The organism is Enterococcus sp. E4-223, assembly GCF_035727065.1.
GTDB classification, from domain to species: domain Bacteria; phylum Bacillota; class Bacilli; order Lactobacillales; family Enterococcaceae; genus Enterococcus_B; species Enterococcus_B faecium.
In genome coordinates, this window is the sequence record NZ_JAPMLH010000009.1 from 53,361 (window position 1) to 71,407 (window position 18,047).

The following is an 18,047-nucleotide window of genomic DNA, read 5'->3' on the forward strand; positions in this document are numbered from 1 at the left end:
CCCCCTTTTCAAATAGCGCAACAGTGCTATACTAAAACTAACAAATCAAGGAACGGAGAGGGATATGGGCCAAAGAGAATTTATCGTTTTAATTATTATTGCAGTTGTTATTTTATTAGTTGTTTTAGACATTTTTTCACGTTTGAAAGTAAAGGAAACAGTTCGTAGTAATTGGGGAAAAATTCCTTATCAACCGAGATTTGATAAAGAAGAAAGTTTGAAGGATGCGTGGCTCACGGAGAAAAAATTCCGTTCATGGGATAGTGAAATCGACGATCTTACTTGGTATGACTTGGATATGTTCGAAGTATTTGAAGGGATCAACAGTACCTATTCTAGTGTAGGTTCAGAAGCGTTGTATCAGCGTTTACGCAGCTTTGATTTTGGAGAAGATTATCAGTTAGAAAAACTAATTGCTTTTTATCAGGAAAATCCTCAACTGAGAGAAAGAATCCAATATCAATTCGCTCTTTTAGGAAAAAAAGATCATAATTTTGCAAAACAATATCTAGCGGATGGAAAAAGTAAAAAGATTGGACGCGTAGGTTTATTTATTTTTCTTGGCTTGCTTCCGCTGGTGGGTGTAGGTTTGCTTCTTTTAGGGCAAGTACTAGGAATCTATCTAGCAATCGGTGGCTTAGTATTCAATACGGTCTATTATCTAGTGAAGAAACAAACACTAGAAACAGAGCTGAATAGCATGAGTTATTTGGTTTCAACGATTTCAGCCGCCAATCAGTTAGCAAAAATGACGACACCACTTCAAAAAGAGCTGAAGCAGCAAACCAAACCATTAAGAGACATCCCTAAATTAGGTTTTTCATTTCGCATGAAGAGTGATAGTGAAGCAGAATTGATTTTTGAATATGTCAACATCATGTTCATGCTGCCATTTATCTCCTATCATTTCGTTCTCACTAAATTAGAAAAGCATTCAACTGAAGCCATCAAGCTGTGGGAATTGCTGGGAGAATTGGAAGTTGCAGCAGCCGTTTTGAATTATCGCACCTATATGCCGATCACTTGCCGACCAGAGTTTACTGAGGGCGGTGTGACAGCGAAAGATATCTATCATCCATTGTTAAAAGAAGCGGTAGTGAATCCAGTCAACTGGCAGAAGAATACATTAGTCACGGGTTCCAATGCATCAGGAAAATCTACGTATGTCAAAAGTATAGCCATCAGCTGTATTCTAGCACAGACGATCCAAACAGCAATTGCAGAACAGTTTACCCTGCAATCTGGGCATGTGTTGACTTCCATGGCAATCGAAGATGATTTATTTGAAGGCGACAGTTATTTTGTTTCAGAAATCAAATCGATCAAACGTTTGCTGGACCAAGTGGCTTCCAAAGAACGCTGCTACTGCTTCGTAGATGAGATTTTAAAAGGAACAAATACGATCGAACGGATTGCTTCTTCCGCTTCAGTCGTTCGGTGGCTTGCGAAGTATCCATCTTTAGCATTTGTCGCCACACATGATATCGAATTGACAGAGATTTTAAAGAATTATTGTGAGAATGTCCACTTTGAAGAACAAGTAACAGAAGGAAAAGGAATCAGTTTTGATTTCAAATTAAAAGAAGGACCTTCAAGGACCCGAAATGCGATTGCCTTGCTGAAAGTTTTGGATTACCCAGAGACTTTAGTAGAAACCGCAAAAACGGAAGCCGCGTCATTTGATGAAAAGCGGCAGTGGCATGTATTGGGATAGGCGAAGTGATCGAAAGTATTTATTGGATCAAAAATCTTGGCTCATGCTTCCGCCGTTTATACGTGTTTAGAGCGTGAGACAAAAGTGTTCTTTACTTTTGTCTCACGCTCCTTTTGTTGCACATATGAATAGTAATCCTTTATCTTCGATTTGTTTTTTCTGAAAAGGTTGTCTGACTTCGTCCGATTGATGTCTTTCATTAGGAGATTTTCCTGAGCCCAGCAACCTGATTTTTCGCTGGAACCAAGTTGTTTTTTCATCTGCTGTATTCCATGATACAATAAAGAATCATGTCTATAAGGAGATAGGAAATAAATGGCAAATGCGCTTGAAATAAATAATTTGAAAAAGATCTATGGAAGTGGGGTCGAAGCATTGCGGGGAATCGATCTTTCGGTGAAAGAAGGAGATTTCTATGCGCTATTAGGGCCAAATGGAGCTGGGAAGTCTACAACGATCGGGATTATTACTTCTTTAGTCAATAAAACATCTGGAAAAGTGAATGTCTTCGGTTATGATCTGGACAAGGATCTAGTTCGAGCAAAGCAACAGATTGGATTGGTTCCACAAGAGTTCAATTTTAACCCTTTTGAAACGGTCCAGCAAATCGTCGTGAATCAAGCCGGTTACTACGGTGTCTCTCGCAAAGAAGCGATGAAACGCAGTGAAAAATATTTGAAGCAGTCCAATCTTTGGGAAAAGAGAAATGTCCGTGCACGTATGCTTTCCGGGGGAATGAAGCGAAGACTGATGATTGCTAGAGCACTGATGCATGAACCACGTTTGCTGATTTTAGATGAACCAACAGCAGGAGTTGACATCGAGTTGAGACGCGAGATGTGGGAGTTTCTACGAGAATTGAACGAAAATGGTACAACGATCATTTTGACGACGCATTATCTAGAAGAAGCTGAAATGCTTTGTCGCAACATCGGAATCATCCAATCGGGTGAACTGATCGAGAATACAAGTATGAAAGAGCTTCTGTCAAAACTGCAATTTGAAACATTTATCTTTGATTTAGCGCCATATGATACCAAACCTGTGATTGAAGGATATGCTTGTACATTTGAAGATGAGCAGACAATCGCTGTCGAAGTTGAACGAAATCAAGGGGTGAACGGAATCTTCGATCAGCTTACAAGACAAGGAATCAAAGTTCTTTCTATGAGGAATAAGTCGAATCGTTTAGAAGAACTGTTCTTGAAAATCACAGAAGAAAATAATCATACGGAGGAGAAAAATGTTTAATCTTTATTTTACTGCATTAAAAAGTTTAGCTATCAAGGAAACGAACCGCTATTTGCGTATATGGGTCCAAACACTGGTTCCGCCAGTGATCACGACATCCTTGTATTTTGTTATTTTCGGAAAAATGATCGGTGGGCGGATCGGTGACATGGGTGGTTTTTCATATATGGAATTCATCGTTCCTGGTTTGATTATGATGTCTGCTATCACTAGTTCGTATGCCAATGTTTCTTCGTCCTTCTTCTCTCAAAAATTTCAGAAAAATATCGAAGAAATCTTGGTAGCACCTGTTCCTACGCATGTGATTATTTGGGGCTTTGTGATTGGTGGTGTGGGTCGCAGTATTCTCGTCGGCTCTCTCGTAACGATCATTTCCTTGTTCTTTGTACCACTTCATGTGTATTCATGGTTCATGGTCATCATTACATTATTGATGACGGCAATCTTGTTTTCGTTAGCAGGACTGCTCAACGGGATTTTTGCTCAGTCTTATGATGATGTATCGATCGTGCCTACATTTGTCTTGCAGCCGTTAACTTATCTAGGTGGCGTTTTCTATGCCATCTCTATGTTACCGCCCTTTTGGCAAGCTGTTTCGAAAGTCAATCCGATCGTTTATATGATCTCCGGTTTCCGTTACGGATTCCTTGGAACGATCGATGTGCCAGTAGCAACATCGATGATCGTACTTGTGTTATTCATCGTTGTTTTGTACGCCGTTACTTGGTATTTGATCAATAAAGGAAGAGGATTGAGAAGTTAGAAAAGAGGTTGTGAAATCAGCGTTTTGACCTGAGTATTAGAGAAACAAACGGAAAAATAGTTCCTCATATTTTGTTGTTTTTTGAGCGAATACCGAGGGTCAGCTGATTGAACAATGTTTAGTGGAGAGGTTGTGAAAAAGCTGTTCTGCATCAAGTAATAAGAACAGCCAAACAAAAATAGCTTCTCATGTTTGATGAATATTTTGACTTGTGACCGAGGAGTTGGCAGGAGAACACCATTTATTCCGGAAAAGGGACTGTGAAGATTTTTGTCACAGTCCTCTTTTTGTTCAATCAGAAACATCTTTTAAGCTGTTCACTTTGCTTCTTTTTTTGTTTCCTAGTATAATGACAATGTTTTTGAGAAAGATTGCGACTTCACTGCTTGATAGAATGGAGAGTAACAAATAAATGACTACTAATTTTTGGAAAGAGCTGCCAAAGCCTTTTTTTGTTTTAGCACCAATGGAAGATGTAACAGATGTTGTATTTCGTCATGTCGTAAAGCATGCAGCAGCACCGGATGTCTTCTTTACTGAGTTTACAAACTCAGACAGTTTCTGTCATCCAGATGGAAAAGACAGTGTACGAGGAAGATTAACATTTACAGAAGATGAACAGCCGATGGTTGCCCATATTTGGGGAGACAAGCCAGAATTTTTTAGAGAAATGAGCATTGCTATGGCAGAAATGGGCTTCCAAGGAATCGATATCAACATGGGCTGCCCAGTCCCTAATGTAGCAGAACGTGGAAAAGGCAGTGGCTTGATCCTTCGTCCAGAAGTAGCGGCACAATTGATTGAAGCAGCTAAAGCTGGCGGTTTGCCTGTCAGCGTCAAGACGCGTATCGGCTATACGGAAATGTCTGAGATGGAAGAATGGATCAGTCACCTACTTCATCAAGATATAGCCAATCTTTCTGTCCATTTGCGTACGCGTAAAGAGATGAGTAAAGTAGATGCACATTGGGAAGTCATTCCTAAAATCATTGCTTTACGTGACCAAATCGCTCCACAAACACTAATCACGATCAATGGAGATATCCCCGATCGCCAGACAGGAGAAGAATTGGCCGAGAAATATGGCGTTGATGGCATCATGATTGGCCGAGGGATTTTCAAGAATCCTTATGCATTTGAAAAAGATCCGAGGGAACATACAGAAAAAGAACTGATCGGACTACTTCGTCTGCAACTAGATCTGCAAGATCATTATTCAGAAATCATCCCGCGTTCCATCACAGGACTGCATCGTTTCTTTAAAATCTATATCAAAGGATTTCCAGGAGCAAATGACTTGCGAGTTCAGTTGATGAATACGAAATCTACTGATGAAGTACGAGAGACCTTGGACACCTTTGAAACAGAACATCCAACGCTTTTCAGTGAACAATGATTTCTTGCTTGAACACCGTGAATCAGAGGTCGTGAAAAATCTGTCCTGCATCAAGTAATAAGAACAGCCAAATAAAAATAGCTCCTAATGTTTTTGAATTGGTTGGGCTTATTACCGCAGATGCAAGCTTTTGAACACCGTTTAAGGAAGAGGTTGTGAAATCAGCGTTTTGACCTGAGTATTAGAGAAACAAACGGGAAAATAGCTCCTCATATTTTGTCGTTTTTTGAGCTAATACCGAGGGTCAGTTGATTGAACACCGTTTATATCAGAGATTGTGAGCCTGCCGTTTAACTCTGAGTCACAAGGAGTAATTCCCAAAAATAGCTCCTCATATTTTATGAATATTGTAACTTGTGACCGAAGAGTTGGTAGGAGAACACCGTTTATAAGAGGTTGTGACAAAAGTCTTGTCGCAACCTCTTTTTTAACCAAAAAAGTGCAAATATTTTACTTTAAGTAAGAGAATAATTATGATGAATAAAAAAGGTGGAACAAATAGCATACTATATATATTGAAATGAAAACTGTATGGATGCTCCAACTTGATGAAGCTAAGGAGGAATTCGTATGTCAGAAAAGGAATTAATGAAGGTAGTCGGTTTTTATGAAGGGTTGCCGATCGATGATCCAAAAAGCTTTATTGATGAAAAAGAACAGATACCTGTACCCAGTTCACGGGATCTTCTGGTAAAAGTCAACGCAGTATCTGTTAATCCTGTCGATACGAAACTTCGCCAAGATAACGGGATAAGAAATGCTTTACGTATCTTAGGGTTTGATGGAGTCGGGAAAGTTGTTGCTGTAGGTGATGAAGTGCAAAAATTTTCTGTCGGCGATCGCGTTTTTTACGCAGGTACAACGACAAGAGCAGGAAGCAATCAAGAATACCAACTGGTTGACGAACGTATTGTCGCTCTTGCACCAAAAAATCTTTCAGATGAAGAAGCCGCAGCCTTGCCGTTGACCTCATTGACCGCTTATGAATTGTTATTTGAAAAATTTGGTCTGACTCCAGAAGAAAATGCCAACCGCGGGAAAAAAATCTTAGTGATCAACGGAGCTGGGGGCGTCGGTTCGATTTTGAATCAACTAGCGCATTGGGCTGGCCTAGAAGTCTACGCGACTGCAAGTCCGAAGAATTTTGAATGGCTGAAAAAAACAGGTGTAGACTATCCAATCGATTATCATCACGACTTAAGTAAAAGTTTTCGTGAATTAGGAATCGATCAAGTAGAGTATGTCGCTGTATTATTCGATATTACCCGCTACTTTGATCAAATCAAGCACCTTGTCCGACCCTTTGGACATGTGGGAACGATCGTAGGGATCAAAGAGCCGTTAGATATAGGTGTTTGGAAAAACCAATCTATCAGCTTCGACTGGGAGTATATGTTCGCTAAAACAGACTATAACTATGAAATCGAAACGCAAGGAGAAGCTTTAGCGCACATTGCTGCTTTAGCAAACGAAGGGATTATCCGCAGTACATTGAGCAAGGTCTATTCAGATGGGATCAATGCGAAGAACTTGAAACAAGCAACCAAAGACGTAGAAACAGGACATATGTTAGGAAAAGTCGTTGTTAGTGGTCCGTTCAACGGATAAGCAGGAATACGCCGATTTTCTTCTTACTTATAAATAAAAAACAAGAGCGCAGGACAGTAATTTGCCATAAGCTCTTGTTTTTTTATTTATAATAAGCGAATCAATGAAAGGGAAAGAATACCTACCAAGACGATCACCAATAAGCTTTTTGAAAGAATAGCAGCTAAAAGAGTAGGAACTGAAGCCAAAGCATTTTCGAGATTGATTTGCGGCAGTTGTCCGATGTTTTGGGTAAATAGACTGCTGAACCATAAAGCAGACATAATGACGATTGGGACAAAACTTAAATACTCAAGCAACGGTTGCGGTAAATCGAATTTTTTCAGTAAGACAAACGGTAGGACCCTAGAAAGCCAAGTCGCTAGAGTACAACCTAAAATAGTCAGCAATGTAAACTCAAAAGAAGGCATGTTTGATCCACACCCCCAATCCGCATCCGATCAGTGTTACAACTACGATCACTAAGTTGCTTGGGATAAAAATCAGTCCGATATATACCAGAATCAAAGTGAGACCAATCAGAATTAACTGTAATCGTTTAGAGGTGTTTCTATCAGAAATGACTTGAAGATAAAGTAAACCGATAAACATAGCGACGATGGCGAAATCCAAACCAAACTTTTTCGGATCAGTAATAAAATTACCTAAAAGTGCGCCAACAAGAGAAGAACCCACCCACGTCAAATAAGAAATCCAATTAGCTGTATTCATCCAACGAAAGTTTAACTTTTGTCCCGTATAGTTCAATTTATTCATTCCCAGAGCGAAACTTTCATCTGTCAGCAATGTGCCAATCAGCAGATTTTGAAGCAGCCGATTTTTCTTGAAATAAGGGGCAATCGTCATACTCATCAAAATCATTCGGGAATTGACTAGAAAGGTCGAGAGAACGATGGAAAGCAGTGGACTATGGCTAGCAAGCATGCTGACTGTGATAAATTGGGCGGAACCAGCATAGATCAGCAGGGACATCAACGTGACGACCAGCGGATGAAACCCGGCAGCTTTCCCAACGATACCAAATGCAAGTCCAATACCGATATAACCAAAAACGGTAGGTAACGTGTCTTTGATCGCAGTTTTTATATCTAACTTTTCATCCAATAACAAAACTCCTTTAGCACGACATAAATTTTCATAATTGTCGTCAAACTTGTGAATATTCTAAATTTTTAATGAGCATTTGTCAATGGTGGGATTGAAACGTAAAGAACTAGCGGGTCGCAGATTTACACGTATTGTTTCGGTGGGAGGAGGCGCGAAAAATCTTGCATGGCTACAAATCCAAGCTGATATTTTCGATGCAACGGTCTATTGTTTAAGTGTGGAGGAAGGACCTGCATTAGGCGCAACAATGATTGCTGCACTAGGGTTAGGGTGGTTCGACACACCTGAAAGTTGTTGTCAGAATTTTATCCAATATACAGATGCAGTGGAACCTCTCTTACAAAATGTAGAAAAGTATCATAAAATCTATCAACAATGCCGGAAAATCTATCCAGCAACGAAGGAAATTTGTCATGACTTATAGAACAAAACGCGTACCTAATAGTCAAATGACTAATATTGGGTACGCGTTAAGTCTTCTTTACTTCATCCTTTGCATGATTCGTGTTTTTAAAGCAAGGTCTGCTGTATTTCTTGTGGATTTAGGATGGTTGTTATCGTTTACTTGCTATTTTTCATTGAAATCGTCTTTCTTTACCGTTTCTTTAGTTTTTTATCTATTTTTTTCTTTTGGTTAGAAAATTCTTTTTCCCGAAAGTCTTCTTTCAGGATTTTTATGGAGTAGCGTTTTGAATAAGAGGCGTCAGTATGATCGACTTGGCAGACGAACCAAGAGAACATTTGCCTTTTTTCTGCATGAGGTGCTTCTGCTAATAATTCTTTCCATAAATAATAACAGTCCTCTATCAGAAGAAGGGTTCGTTCATCCTCAGGCTCTCAATAGAATGTTTCGAGAGTAGCAATCACTTCATTGATCAATTCGAATGCGGGAAGATAGGCATTTTGCTGAATAAGCGATTCAACTGCTTCTTGGATGAACTTTCGCATCTCCATGATGAACTTCGCTGTTTTCCTGTTTTTGTTTTTCTTGATAATATGATCGTATTTATGGATGATAGTTGTTAATTTATCTGAATAATTTATTGCATGAAATGGCATCTTAACTTTGAAGCGTTCGATAAAGTGCGGATGTTCTATAAGAATCTCTGTTAAAAGTTCCCGTACAAGAGAGGAACTAGCGGAGGAAACAAGGGACGAGAGTTCGGAAAGTGAGTAGTTGGATTTTTTTATTGGACGTTCTTCGTAAGCGAATAAGACAGCAGCCATGTGTTTGCATTTTTTTCCTTCTATGGCATATAGACAATCACAAGTCATGTTGGTCTTTTCATCCCAAGTGATCACTACCTTATAATCTTCCGTGCCAGAAACTGTTGCGGACAAGTACTTGCTTGTATAGTTCAAATGACGGACAAAACCGTGCAGATGATAGCTGTAACCGCGTTCCAAAACGTTTTCAGGAAAATACTCAAGCCAATTATTCATCTAGTTCTCCTTTCATGAAACACTTATTTATATTTAGTATAAAGAAACGTTTAAGAAAAAAGTAGCTGATTTTACATATTTGATAATCACTTTTGCTCGAATTGTCAAAAATTCATTCTCCTTTTCTTTTCTTAGAGAATGTGAGAAAAAGTAAAAGAATAGCGTGTTTTAAAGATGGAACTTTTTTTGTTTTTTATTTATCTGACAAAAATGAAGTGATTTTGTTAGAAATAAATAATTGTTCCAATTGATAAAAGAGGTATGATGTATCGCAAAGAAAAATCCAAGCAGCGTTCTGATCAGCAGTTTGAACAACAATTTGCTTTGTACAGTAGGTAGTAAGCGGATTAACTAAGGGAATAAAAGATATTTTTACCGCTTTGTTTACTTAGAATCTGTCTTCCCCAAAATTTATTTTTCTAAAGGTAAAACATAGATAGGCAGATAATACCAATTATCCGTTACGAAACGCTGCTTGAGAATTTTCTTTAGATCCATACAACATTTTCTACATCTGACTAAATTGGTTCCTGATTCATCAAGTAATTGACTTTCTTTGATAATATGATAAAAAGGCAAGCAAGGAGGAAGATAAATATGCTTAAAGATCTGAACCAATTGATCGATTACATCGAAGAACATTTGACAGAAAGTCTTACCTATAAAAAAATAGCCGAAAATACAGGAATCTCTGAATATCAGTTAAAGCGCATCTTTACGTTTATTGCAGGGATGTCTCTGAGGGACTATATCAAAAACCGTAGATTGGCTTTGGCTAATCGCGATCTTCTAGATGGATCAAGAGTGACAGAAACGGCGTTTAGATATGGATATGAAACAGTCGAAGGTTTTTCAAGAGCTTTTCGTGATTGGTCAGGATATCTGCCTTCAGAAATCAGCAGATACGGCATACAAAAATCTTTTCCACGCTTGACATTTTTTATTGATGTCAGAGGAGGAAAATCGATGGAATTTCGTATCGAAAAGAAAGAACAGTTTTATGTGGCAGGTGTGGCGAAAAAAGTTCCTGTCAAATTTGAAGGAGTCAATCAAGAAATACAAAAGTTAGCGCAGACGATCACGGAGACTCAAAGGGAAGAGATGCATAAGTTAGGAGATTTATATCCAAATCAAGTAATCAACGTTTCTTATGGATTTGATGGAGACCGCTTGGAAGAAAAGGGCAGTTTGATGCACATGATTGGCTTTGCTACGACAAAAGAAAATCCGTACGCTGATTTAGAAATGCTTGCTATAGAAGAACACACTTGGGCCATTTTTCCTAATAAAGGGCCATTTCCCCAAACTTTACAAGATACTTGGGGGAAAATCTATGCAGAATGGCTTCCTTCTTCAGATTATGAGTTAGTCGAAGCTCCCGAGATCTCTTTTACAAAATGGGGAGAGGATTTCAGTAATGTTTACAGTGAGATTTGGATTGCAGTGAAAGCAAAAAAATAGTTAAAAAATAAAAATATCCCTAGAAAAAAGAGCGTAATCGTGTCATTTCCCTTTAATTTTATGTAAGATGAACTTAATATAATAAAAAGGGTGGGAGAAATGGCAAAGTATAGGATCGAAGAAAAACCAGATTTTACGGTGACGGGTATTGGTGTGGAATTGAAGAGTAGCAATACGGATTTTGTCGGTTTGGCTGCAGAGAAACAAACATTTGAGCAAAAAGTTATCGGTAATGGAACAATAGATGCATTGAAACAAGCTGCTGAAAATCATTATTTCTTTACAGTCAACGAACCCTATAACGGGAAAATGATGTACTATGTCGGTGTTCAAACGAGTCAGGATGTTCCAAATACTACGCGAATCATCCCATTCCCAAAAGGAACGTATCTTGTTGTAAGCGCTTTAGCAGAATCGCCTGAAGAATTAAGAAATGATTTGACGAATACGGCCTTTGGGCATGTTTTAAGAGAAGTAGAAGATTACGCCTATGTTGGGGGGCCAAATGCTGTAGTCGAAATGGGAGTTACCAACGGGAAATATATGGGAGAAATCTGGATACCGGTAGTCAATAAACCATGATAATATAGAGGTCGTGAAAGTAGCGCTTTGACCTGAGCATTAGAGAGGAAAAAGGGGAAATAGCTTTCCATATTTTGCATTTTTCAGAACTAATGCCGAGGGTCAGCTACTTGAACACCGTTTATCAAGACGTCATGACTTCAGCGCTTTGACCTGAGCATTAGAGAGGAAGAAGGGGCATGACAAGGCTTTTGTCCCCCGGAGAATAAAAGAATTTATGTAGACGATTCCGATCAGAAAAATGCAGGCACAGTAGAGAGAATTATAAAAATCTCTCTACGAGGCCTGTGTTTTCTGGTCTTTTTTCTTTTTCCAAAACGGCTATTTTATGTATCAGACTATCAAGTGTGATCTTAGCCATTTCTTCTTCTGCCTTTTTCTGCAGCCGAGCGTAGCTTTCTTCTAAAGCTTCTTGGATATTCGCACCAACGACGCAATTTGGATTTGTTTTTGGATCGACTTGGATAAGCTGTGTATTACCTTCGATGCTGCGATAGACATCTAGTAAAGAAATCTGATCTGGACTTTTGGCAAGGGAAGGCTGCGGTTTTCCGGTTTTTGTAAAGATCAAACCGGATTTTTTGAGCTGACTCATGATTTTACGTACATTTGCTGCATTTGTTTCGATACTACTGGCAATCATCTCACTAGAAAGTGATCGGGTATCTTGAAACATTTCAATATAGGCAAGTACATGGATTGCATCACTAAATTGCAGAGAATACTTCATCAGTTGTCATCCTTTCATTTTTTTTGCTTGACTTATCTTACCACACTCTTTATGATAAAGGTGTAATTTATAAATGTACAGCTGCAAATCTTAACAAATAAAAAGAATAGGGAGTGGCAAATATGCATTATTTAGTAACAGGAGCAACTGGAGGTTTTGGTGGTTATGCGCTGGAATTCTTAAAAAAGATGGTTCCACAAAATGAAATCTATGTACTAGTACGTAGTGAAGAAAAAGGAGAAGCGCTAAAAGAAGCTGGATTTAATATACGTATTGGTGATTATGATGATTTAGACTCAATGAAAGAAGCGTTGAAAGGAATAGATCGATTGCTTTTTGTCTCTGGCGTTCCAGGAAATCGTCAAGCCGAACATAAGAATGTAGTGAAGGCAGCACAAGCAGCTGGGGTATCTTATATCGCTTATACAAGTTTTGCAGATGCCGATCACTCGATCAGTGTATTAGCGCCAGATCACCAATTCACTGAAAAAATGATTAAGGATTCAGGTATTTCCCATACATTTTTACGGAATAATTGGTATGTAGAGAATGAATTACCTATCATTGGGCAGGCTTTAAAAACTGGTCAATTCGTTTATGCTGCAGGAAATGGAAAAACAGGTTGGGCATTGAAACGTGAATATGCAGAAGCTGCAGCAAAAGTACTAGTAGAAAGTGACTCTCCAGAAATCTTAGAATTATCCGGCAATCTAACTGACTATGAAGAATTAGCCAAGGCATTAGAGCGTGCGACAGGTAAAGAGTTAGAAATTATTGAAGCAAGTGATGCAGCGTTTGTCGAAAATCTAAAAGAAGCCGGTTTCCCTCAAGAAGCAGCTGACATGTTTTTAGCGATCCAACATGATATTAAAAAGGATCAGTTAGCTATTTCCTCTGATGATTTAGAAAAAGTATTGGGAAAACCATTAACTTCTCTTGAAGCAGCATTAAAAGAAATATTGGATCAGGAATAATGTATAAAGAGGTTGTGAAAAAGCCGATTAGTTTTGAGTATGAAGAAAAATTTTGTGAAAAAGCTGTTCTGCATCAAGTAATAAGAAGAGTCAAATAAAAAATAGCTCTTCATATGTTACGTTTGGCTGGACTTATTACCGCGGAGTTGGCAGGAGAACGCCGTTTTTATTCGGAAAAAGGAGCTGAGACAAGATTTTTGTCTCAGCTCCTGTTTGTTTATCGATAAAAAAGTCTGGGGAAGACGATGGCTCAGGCTTTGTTGGAAACAGAGCCGATTTTATCATTTGCTTTTACATCACGTGCGGGTTCGATTTCTAAGCTTTGGACTTTGTCGCCATTTGTGAATACAACGACCATATCCGTGTTTTTGCCTGCAGATTGAATAGCGGCAAGATCAACTAAAGCAATCAATTGACCTCTTGCGACTTTTTGACCTTCTTCTACATATAAAGTGAATGGTTCGCCTTTTAAGTCAACAGTGTTGATGCCCATATGAAGCAAGACTTCGATACCAGCATCTGTTTGGATTCCGACAGCATGTTTCGTTGGGAAAATGTTTGTGATCGTACCAGCGATTGGAGAGAAGATTTCTCCATTTTCTGGTAATACAGCATAGCCGTCACCCATCATTTTTTCCGCGAATACATCATCTGAAACTTCAGTGATTGGAATCAGTTTCCCATTTGCGATAGCGTAAATATCTTGTTCGATCGTTCCACCGGCAAATGTTTCTGTTTTAACCACGGTGTTTGTTTGTGCAGGTCGTGCTGCAGCACCACCATGTAGTTTTGCCATCTCATCTGCAACGAATTGTACTTCTGTACCTACGATGACTTGCGCATTTTTTCCGTCGATGATCTTCATACCAGGTACGCCAGTGGCTTTGATTTTATTTTGATCGATCAGGCCTGTATCTTTGACTTGCAAACGAAGGCGTGTAGTACAGTTATCGATCGAAGTTACATTGTCGGCTCCGCCTAATGCAGCGTAGATTTTGCTTGCTTGTGCCGCATATTTATTGTCTGAATTAGTCGTTGCAGTATCGTCATCTGAAAGATCTGCTTCCTCGCGGCCAGGAGTCATCAGATGGAATTTTTTGATAGCAAAGTTAAAGCCAAAGTAGTAAATCACTGCTGTTACTAATCCTTGGACGATCAACATCAATGGCTGATTCGCAATCGGATTTTTCAAAGATAGGAAGTAATCGACAAATCCGGCACTAAAGGCAAATCCTGCTGTCCAATGGAAGAATGCACTCACTGCTAAAGAAATCCCAGTGAAAATTGCATGCAAGACATATAATGGCCAAGCAACGAACATAAATGAAAATTCAAGTGGCTCTGTTACACCAGTAAAGAATGAAGCAAAAGCTGCTGCTAGCATCAATGAAGCTGTTTTTGCTTTGTTTTCTGGACGTGCATTTCTGTAAATAGCATATGCACCTGCTGGAAGACCAAACATCATGATTGGGAAAAATCCAGCTTGATACATTCCTGTTACGCCTTTTGTTCCTTCAGAAGCCAAGAATTTACCAATATCATTGATTCCTGCTACGTCAAACCAGAACACGGAGTTCATTGCTTGATGCAATCCTGTAGGGATCAGTAAACGGTTGAAGAAGCCATAAAGACCCGCACCAACCCAGCCTAAACTCAAAATGAATTTAGCAAAAGAAACTAAAGCAGAGTAAACCGGAGGCCATACGAGCAGTAGCACTGCACTGATCAGCAGCATGACAAAGGCAGCCAAGATTGGCACTAGACGCTTGCCGCTAAAGAAAGATAAAGCCATCGGTAATTTTGCTTCGTGGAAACGATTATAAAGAGCTGCCGCAATCAATCCGGCAATAATACCAATAAATACGTTACTGATCTGAGCAAAAGATGGATCAACTGATTCTGGTTTGATATTCAATAAAGTAGCTACTGAATCAGTTTTTAAAACATTTACTGGAACTTCAAATGCGACCAAACCTGCCAAGGCAGCAGCACCTGATTTGTCCACTGACATCCCTAGTGCTAACCCAACGGCAAACAGCAAAGGTAATTGACCTAAAACTGCGTTACCGCCAGCTTGTAAAAAATGAGCGACAATGTCGTTACTATAAGATGCCCACCAGTTTCCGATCCCTACTAGTAGAGCAGCAGCAGGTAAGACCGCAACTGGAAGTTGAAGGGAACGTCCCATTCGTTGTAGATATGCTTTCAATTTTTTTCCTCCTCATGATTGTTAACATTTGTTTGTACGATTGCGCTTCTTAAACGCTCGATATGGATGGCCAAGTAACCCAGTTCTTCTTTCGTGATCGCGAGCTGGTATTCTTTGGTCAGCAACACACGGATTTTTTTAGAAATCTTATAGCTTTCTGGGTATTTTCGTTTGACCATTTCTACGATTTCCGTGTCTAAAACAGCATATTGTTGCGCATGGGTTCGTTGTAGAAGCAGTCGTAAATGATTCACCAGTCTTGAATAATTCAGTGAAAATGGTTCTGAATGGATATCTGTTTCCAATTCTGATTCCACTAAATGGATGATGTCAGATACAATCGTCACTTCACGGATACTGCGATGGTTATTGTTCCGACCGCTTCGTCCGCTGTGAATATGGATTGCGATATATCCTGCTTCGTCATAAGTATATGGAATCCCAAGCTCTTTTGTCAGATACTCTACTGCCCATTGAGCAATACTGAATTCATCACTGTAAAGCACTTCGATTTCTCTTAAAAGTTTGTTGCGGATGACGATACCGTTATTGATGTTCTCCGCAGAAAAAGCAATGTGGTCGGTCAAAGCGATCAATACATGTTCATTCAACTTTTCCATCAAAACAGTTTCCGCATGATCAATGATCGTTTCTGCTGCAAATAAAAAGCGTTCATCGATCTGATTAAGTAAATTTTGCAACTTGATTTGACCTTCTGGTTCCATGACAAATATCCGTTCGACATCACGATCAAAAATCAAATCATTTCTTTTTCTGTCAAATCCAATCCCTTTTCCAATAGCTACTTTTTCCTGTCCACCGTCATCTACCAATACTGCATTTTGATTAAAGATCTTTTTGATTTTCATGCGCGCACCCTTTTTGAAGATTTGGTTTTCACGTTTGCTAGACCAGTTGATTGCGGCCAAACAAAAATAGACACGAAAAACCTCCTAGGGAAACCATGTTCCTCAGAGATTTTTCATGCCTAGTATGATCTAGTCACATGAAACGAATTATTGTTAACGTAATCAATTTTATATAGACGGTTATGTTTTGTCAATTCTTTTTTTATAATTATAGTAATTTACTGGAATTATCAGAAATAAAAGGAAGAAATAAATTAAGAAACTTATGTTATTTAATCGTTGGATCTTTTGCTTATCTTATTCGTTGTTAAAAAGCTGAAAGCGAAGGAAAAAAACTCTACTTAACTGTATTTCTCCGTTAGGACATCTAAAAATTTACGAGCAGCAGGAGAAAGAGGCTGGTCTTTTTTCCAAATGAGATTCAGTGAAGCTTGTAATGGCGGATCGAGTGGGATGAATATTTTTTCCGTCCCATAAGTATTGATGATCCCATCTAGAGCTAATGCACCAAAAGTCCCGTTATCGACCATCAAAGAAGCATTGTACAATAAGTTATATGTTCCGACGATCGATAACTGATCTATGCTGAAACCTAGCCATTCAGCTAGTTGACTGTCCACTGACGTTTGCCGGGAAATGATCAAAGGAACAGTTTTCAGTTCCTGCGGATGGATGACGGTTTGCTTTGCTAAAGGATGATTTCGATGTATCAAAAGTCCCCAACGATCTTGGGCTGGCAGTCGAAATGACTGGTATTTTTGTTTGTTTGTCGGTTCGATTACGAGTCCAAAATCAAGTAATCCGCTATCCAGTTTGTCTATGATATCATCTGCATTCCCGCTATATAAATGAAACTGGATATCAGGATGCACCTTGATCAACGAATGAAGGCTATCAGAAATGAAAGAGATTGCTTTAGTTTCGCCTCCGCCAATGTAGATTTCTCCAGAGATGATTGCGTCATTTGTTAAATTGTTCGCCGTTTTTTCTACCAACGACAAGATTTCTTTTCCTTTTGAATAAAGATATCGACCAGAATCCGTCAACTGTATCTCTCGGGAGCCCCGAGTGAAAAGTGTCACACCAAGTTCTTCTTCTAAATCTTTCAGTTGTTTTGAGAGAGTAGGTTGCGTGATATGCAGAGATTTTGCTGCTCGGCTGATATTTTTTTCTCTAGCTACTGCTAAAAAATACGTCAGTATACGAATATCCATTTTTTCCCTCCTGTTTTTAAAAAAGCATACCACTAAGTATAGTTAAAAGGAATAGTTAAGTATGTTTTATAAGTATTAGACATGATAAGCCGTCCGTTATAAAGTAAGGATAAAAGGAGGGAGCAAAATGACAAGCCTCATCGAAAAACAAATCGTCAATAAAGAGATTCGAGTAACGGATCCGCTCTTTGAAGTGATCCATCAGATCCAAGCTGAAAACGAAGAGCCTTTAGCAGCGCTGAATACTGGGTACCATGAACCAGCAGATATCCGCAAACGACTAGAAAATATCATTAGTGACAAAGTAGATGATACGGTGACTGTTCTGCTGCCTTTTTATACAGATTTCGGCAAACATATTAGTATAGGGAAAAATGTCTTTATCAATCGTCAAGTGATGTTCGTTGACTTAGGTGGCATCTGTTTAGAAGATTCAGTATTGATTGGTCCTCGTGTCAACCTCATCACGGTGAACCATCTAACCGATCCAAAAGAACGAAGAGGCTTGTCAGTAAAGCCAATCCACATCAAGAAAAATGCTTGGATCGGAGCAGGAGCAACTATTCTGCCAGGCGTAACGATTGGCGAGAATGCCATTGTTGCAGCGAATGCAACTGTTACGAAAGATGTCCCAGACAATACCATCGTTGCAGGAATCCCTGCCAAAATCGTCAAACCTGTCGAACGGATTATTTGAACAGTAAGATGAAATAAGAGATAGTGAGT

General features: G+C 39.1%; 16 protein-coding genes and 1 pseudogene. 10 read left to right on the forward strand and 7 right to left on the reverse strand.

The genetic code is table 11. The annotated features are described in order from the left end of the window. Positions 1-64 precede the first annotated feature (64 nt). The 5 genes from OS139_RS12010 to OS139_RS12030 all read left to right on the forward strand — a co-directional run bounded on the left by OS139_RS12010 (position 65) and on the right by OS139_RS12030 (position 6,732). A complete protein-coding gene (locus OS139_RS12010; protein WP_325066954.1) occupies positions 65-1,714 on the forward strand; it encodes a MutS-related protein in 1,650 nt (549 codons plus the stop codon). 315 nt (positions 1,715-2,029) lie between these two features. Next, positions 2,030-2,965 carry an ABC transporter ATP-binding protein gene (locus tag OS139_RS12015; protein ID WP_002287494.1) on the forward strand — a complete coding sequence of 312 codons (936 nt, stop codon included), beginning with the start codon at positions 2,030-2,032 and terminating at the stop codon, positions 2,963-2,965. Then, on the forward strand, positions 2,958-3,728 hold the full coding sequence (locus tag OS139_RS12020; RefSeq protein WP_002287492.1) for an ABC transporter permease: 771 nt from the start codon (positions 2,958-2,960) through the stop codon (positions 3,726-3,728). Before OS139_RS12015 ends, OS139_RS12020 begins: the two co-directional genes overlap by 8 nt. 412 nt (positions 3,729-4,140) lie before the next feature. After that, positions 4,141-5,124, forward strand: a complete 984-nt coding sequence (locus OS139_RS12025; RefSeq protein ID WP_002332243.1) for a tRNA dihydrouridine synthase — start codon at positions 4,141-4,143, stop codon at positions 5,122-5,124. Between the two features lie 570 nt (positions 5,125-5,694). After that, on the forward strand, positions 5,695-6,732 hold the full coding sequence (locus OS139_RS12030; protein WP_002332244.1) for a zinc-binding alcohol dehydrogenase family protein: 1,038 nt from the start codon (positions 5,695-5,697) through the stop codon (positions 6,730-6,732). An 86-nt stretch (positions 6,733-6,818) separates the two neighbouring features. Here the strand turns inward: OS139_RS12030 and OS139_RS12035 are convergent, their stop codons facing one another. Together OS139_RS12035 and OS139_RS12040 are read right to left on the reverse strand one after the other, a co-directional pair. Beyond that, complete coding sequence (locus OS139_RS12035; RefSeq protein ID WP_325066956.1) at positions 6,819-7,142, reverse strand: AzlD domain-containing protein; 324 nt, start codon at positions 7,140-7,142, stop codon at positions 6,819-6,821. Beyond that, positions 7,129-7,836, reverse strand: a complete 708-nt coding sequence (locus OS139_RS12040; protein ID WP_002332246.1) for an AzlC family ABC transporter permease — start codon at positions 7,834-7,836, stop codon at positions 7,129-7,131. The genes OS139_RS12035 and OS139_RS12040 overlap by 14 nt, the downstream gene beginning before the upstream one ends. Before the next feature lie 85 nt (positions 7,837-7,921). Between OS139_RS12040 and OS139_RS12045 the strand changes: the two genes are divergently transcribed. After that, positions 7,922-8,263 (forward strand): FGGY-family carbohydrate kinase, encoded by a 342-nt coding sequence (locus OS139_RS12045; RefSeq protein ID WP_002301008.1) that lies wholly within the window; start codon positions 7,922-7,924, stop codon positions 8,261-8,263. A gap of 170 nt (positions 8,264-8,433) precedes the next feature. Here the strand turns inward: OS139_RS12045 and OS139_RS12050 are convergent. Further along, positions 8,434-9,282 (reverse strand): annotated as a pseudogene (locus OS139_RS12050) (SWIM zinc finger family protein). Between the two features lie 597 nt (positions 9,283-9,879). Between OS139_RS12050 and OS139_RS12055 the strand changes: the two are divergent. Both OS139_RS12055 and OS139_RS12060 read left to right on the forward strand, forming a co-directional pair. Beyond that, positions 9,880-10,743 carry an AraC family transcriptional regulator gene (locus tag OS139_RS12055; RefSeq protein ID WP_002332247.1) on the forward strand — a complete coding sequence of 288 codons (864 nt, stop codon included), beginning with the start codon at positions 9,880-9,882 and terminating at the stop codon, positions 10,741-10,743. Positions 10,744-10,842: 99 nt separating this feature from the next. Next, complete coding sequence (locus OS139_RS12060; protein ID WP_325066957.1) at positions 10,843-11,325, forward strand: GyrI-like domain-containing protein; 483 nt, start codon at positions 10,843-10,845, stop codon at positions 11,323-11,325. Positions 11,326-11,587: 262 nt separating this feature from the next. On the opposite strand, the gene OS139_RS12065 is transcribed toward OS139_RS12060, so the two are convergent. Continuing rightward, positions 11,588-12,055, reverse strand: coding sequence for an Rrf2 family transcriptional regulator (locus tag OS139_RS12065; RefSeq protein WP_002287477.1), 468 nt, complete (start codon positions 12,053-12,055; stop codon positions 11,588-11,590). Between the two features lie 122 nt (positions 12,056-12,177). Between OS139_RS12065 and OS139_RS12070 the strand changes: the two genes are divergently transcribed. Continuing rightward, the gene (locus OS139_RS12070) at positions 12,178-13,029 is read left to right on the forward strand and encodes an SDR family oxidoreductase (protein WP_002287475.1); all 852 of its coding nucleotides are present in this window, start codon (positions 12,178-12,180) and stop codon (positions 13,027-13,029) included. 250 nt (positions 13,030-13,279) lie between these two features. On the opposite strand, the gene nagE is transcribed toward OS139_RS12070, so the two are convergent. From nagE to OS139_RS12085, 3 genes are all read right to left on the reverse strand, one after another. Continuing rightward, on the reverse strand, positions 13,280-15,238 hold the full coding sequence (gene nagE, locus OS139_RS12075; protein ID WP_002332249.1) for an N-acetylglucosamine-specific PTS transporter subunit IIBC: 1,959 nt from the start codon (positions 15,236-15,238) through the stop codon (positions 13,280-13,282). Next, positions 15,235-16,107: a PRD domain-containing protein gene (locus OS139_RS12080; protein ID WP_002287471.1), complete on the reverse strand. Its 873-nt coding sequence runs from the start codon at positions 16,105-16,107 to the stop codon at positions 15,235-15,237. Before OS139_RS12080 ends, nagE begins: the two co-directional genes overlap by 4 nt. 341 nt (positions 16,108-16,448) lie before the next feature. Next, positions 16,449-17,321 (reverse strand): LysR family transcriptional regulator, encoded by an 873-nt coding sequence (locus tag OS139_RS12085; RefSeq protein WP_002307740.1) that lies wholly within the window; start codon positions 17,319-17,321, stop codon positions 16,449-16,451. Positions 17,322-17,448: 127 nt separating this feature from the next. Between OS139_RS12085 and OS139_RS12090 the strand changes: the two genes are divergently transcribed. Next, the gene (locus OS139_RS12090; protein ID WP_002287468.1) at positions 17,449-18,018 is read left to right on the forward strand and encodes a DapH/DapD/GlmU-related protein; all 570 of its coding nucleotides are present in this window, start codon (positions 17,449-17,451) and stop codon (positions 18,016-18,018) included. Positions 18,019-18,047: the final 29 nt, after the last annotated feature.

Excerpts from the sequence above, each read along its gene's own strand:
- OS139_RS12010 (WP_325066954.1), top strand. The coding sequence starts at position 65 with ATGGGCCAAAGAGAATTTATCGTTTTAATTATTATTGCAGTTGTTATT.
- OS139_RS12015 (WP_002287494.1), top strand. The coding sequence starts at position 2,030 with ATGGCAAATGCGCTTGAAATAAATAATTTGAAAAAGATCTATGGAAGT.
- OS139_RS12020 (WP_002287492.1), top strand. The coding sequence starts at position 2,958 with ATGTTTAATCTTTATTTTACTGCATTAAAAAGTTTAGCTATCAAGGAA.
- OS139_RS12025 (WP_002332243.1), top strand. The coding sequence starts at position 4,141 with ATGACTACTAATTTTTGGAAAGAGCTGCCAAAGCCTTTTTTTGTTTTA.
- OS139_RS12030 (WP_002332244.1), top strand. The coding sequence starts at position 5,695 with ATGTCAGAAAAGGAATTAATGAAGGTAGTCGGTTTTTATGAAGGGTTG.
- OS139_RS12035 (WP_325066956.1), bottom strand. The coding sequence starts at position 7,142 with ATGCCTTCTTTTGAGTTTACATTGCTGACTATTTTAGGTTGTACTCTA.
- OS139_RS12045 (WP_002301008.1), top strand. The coding sequence starts at position 7,922 with ATGGTGGGATTGAAACGTAAAGAACTAGCGGGTCGCAGATTTACACGT.
- OS139_RS12055 (WP_002332247.1), top strand. The coding sequence starts at position 9,880 with ATGCTTAAAGATCTGAACCAATTGATCGATTACATCGAAGAACATTTG.
- OS139_RS12060 (WP_325066957.1), top strand. The coding sequence starts at position 10,843 with ATGGCAAAGTATAGGATCGAAGAAAAACCAGATTTTACGGTGACGGGT.
- OS139_RS12065 (WP_002287477.1), bottom strand. The coding sequence starts at position 12,055 with ATGAAGTATTCTCTGCAATTTAGTGATGCAATCCATGTACTTGCCTAT.
- OS139_RS12070 (WP_002287475.1), top strand. The coding sequence starts at position 12,178 with ATGCATTATTTAGTAACAGGAGCAACTGGAGGTTTTGGTGGTTATGCG.
- OS139_RS12080 (WP_002287471.1), bottom strand. The coding sequence starts at position 16,107 with ATGAAAATCAAAAAGATCTTTAATCAAAATGCAGTATTGGTAGATGAC.
- OS139_RS12085 (WP_002307740.1), bottom strand. The coding sequence starts at position 17,321 with ATGGATATTCGTATACTGACGTATTTTTTAGCAGTAGCTAGAGAAAAA.
- OS139_RS12090 (WP_002287468.1), top strand. The coding sequence starts at position 17,449 with ATGACAAGCCTCATCGAAAAACAAATCGTCAATAAAGAGATTCGAGTA.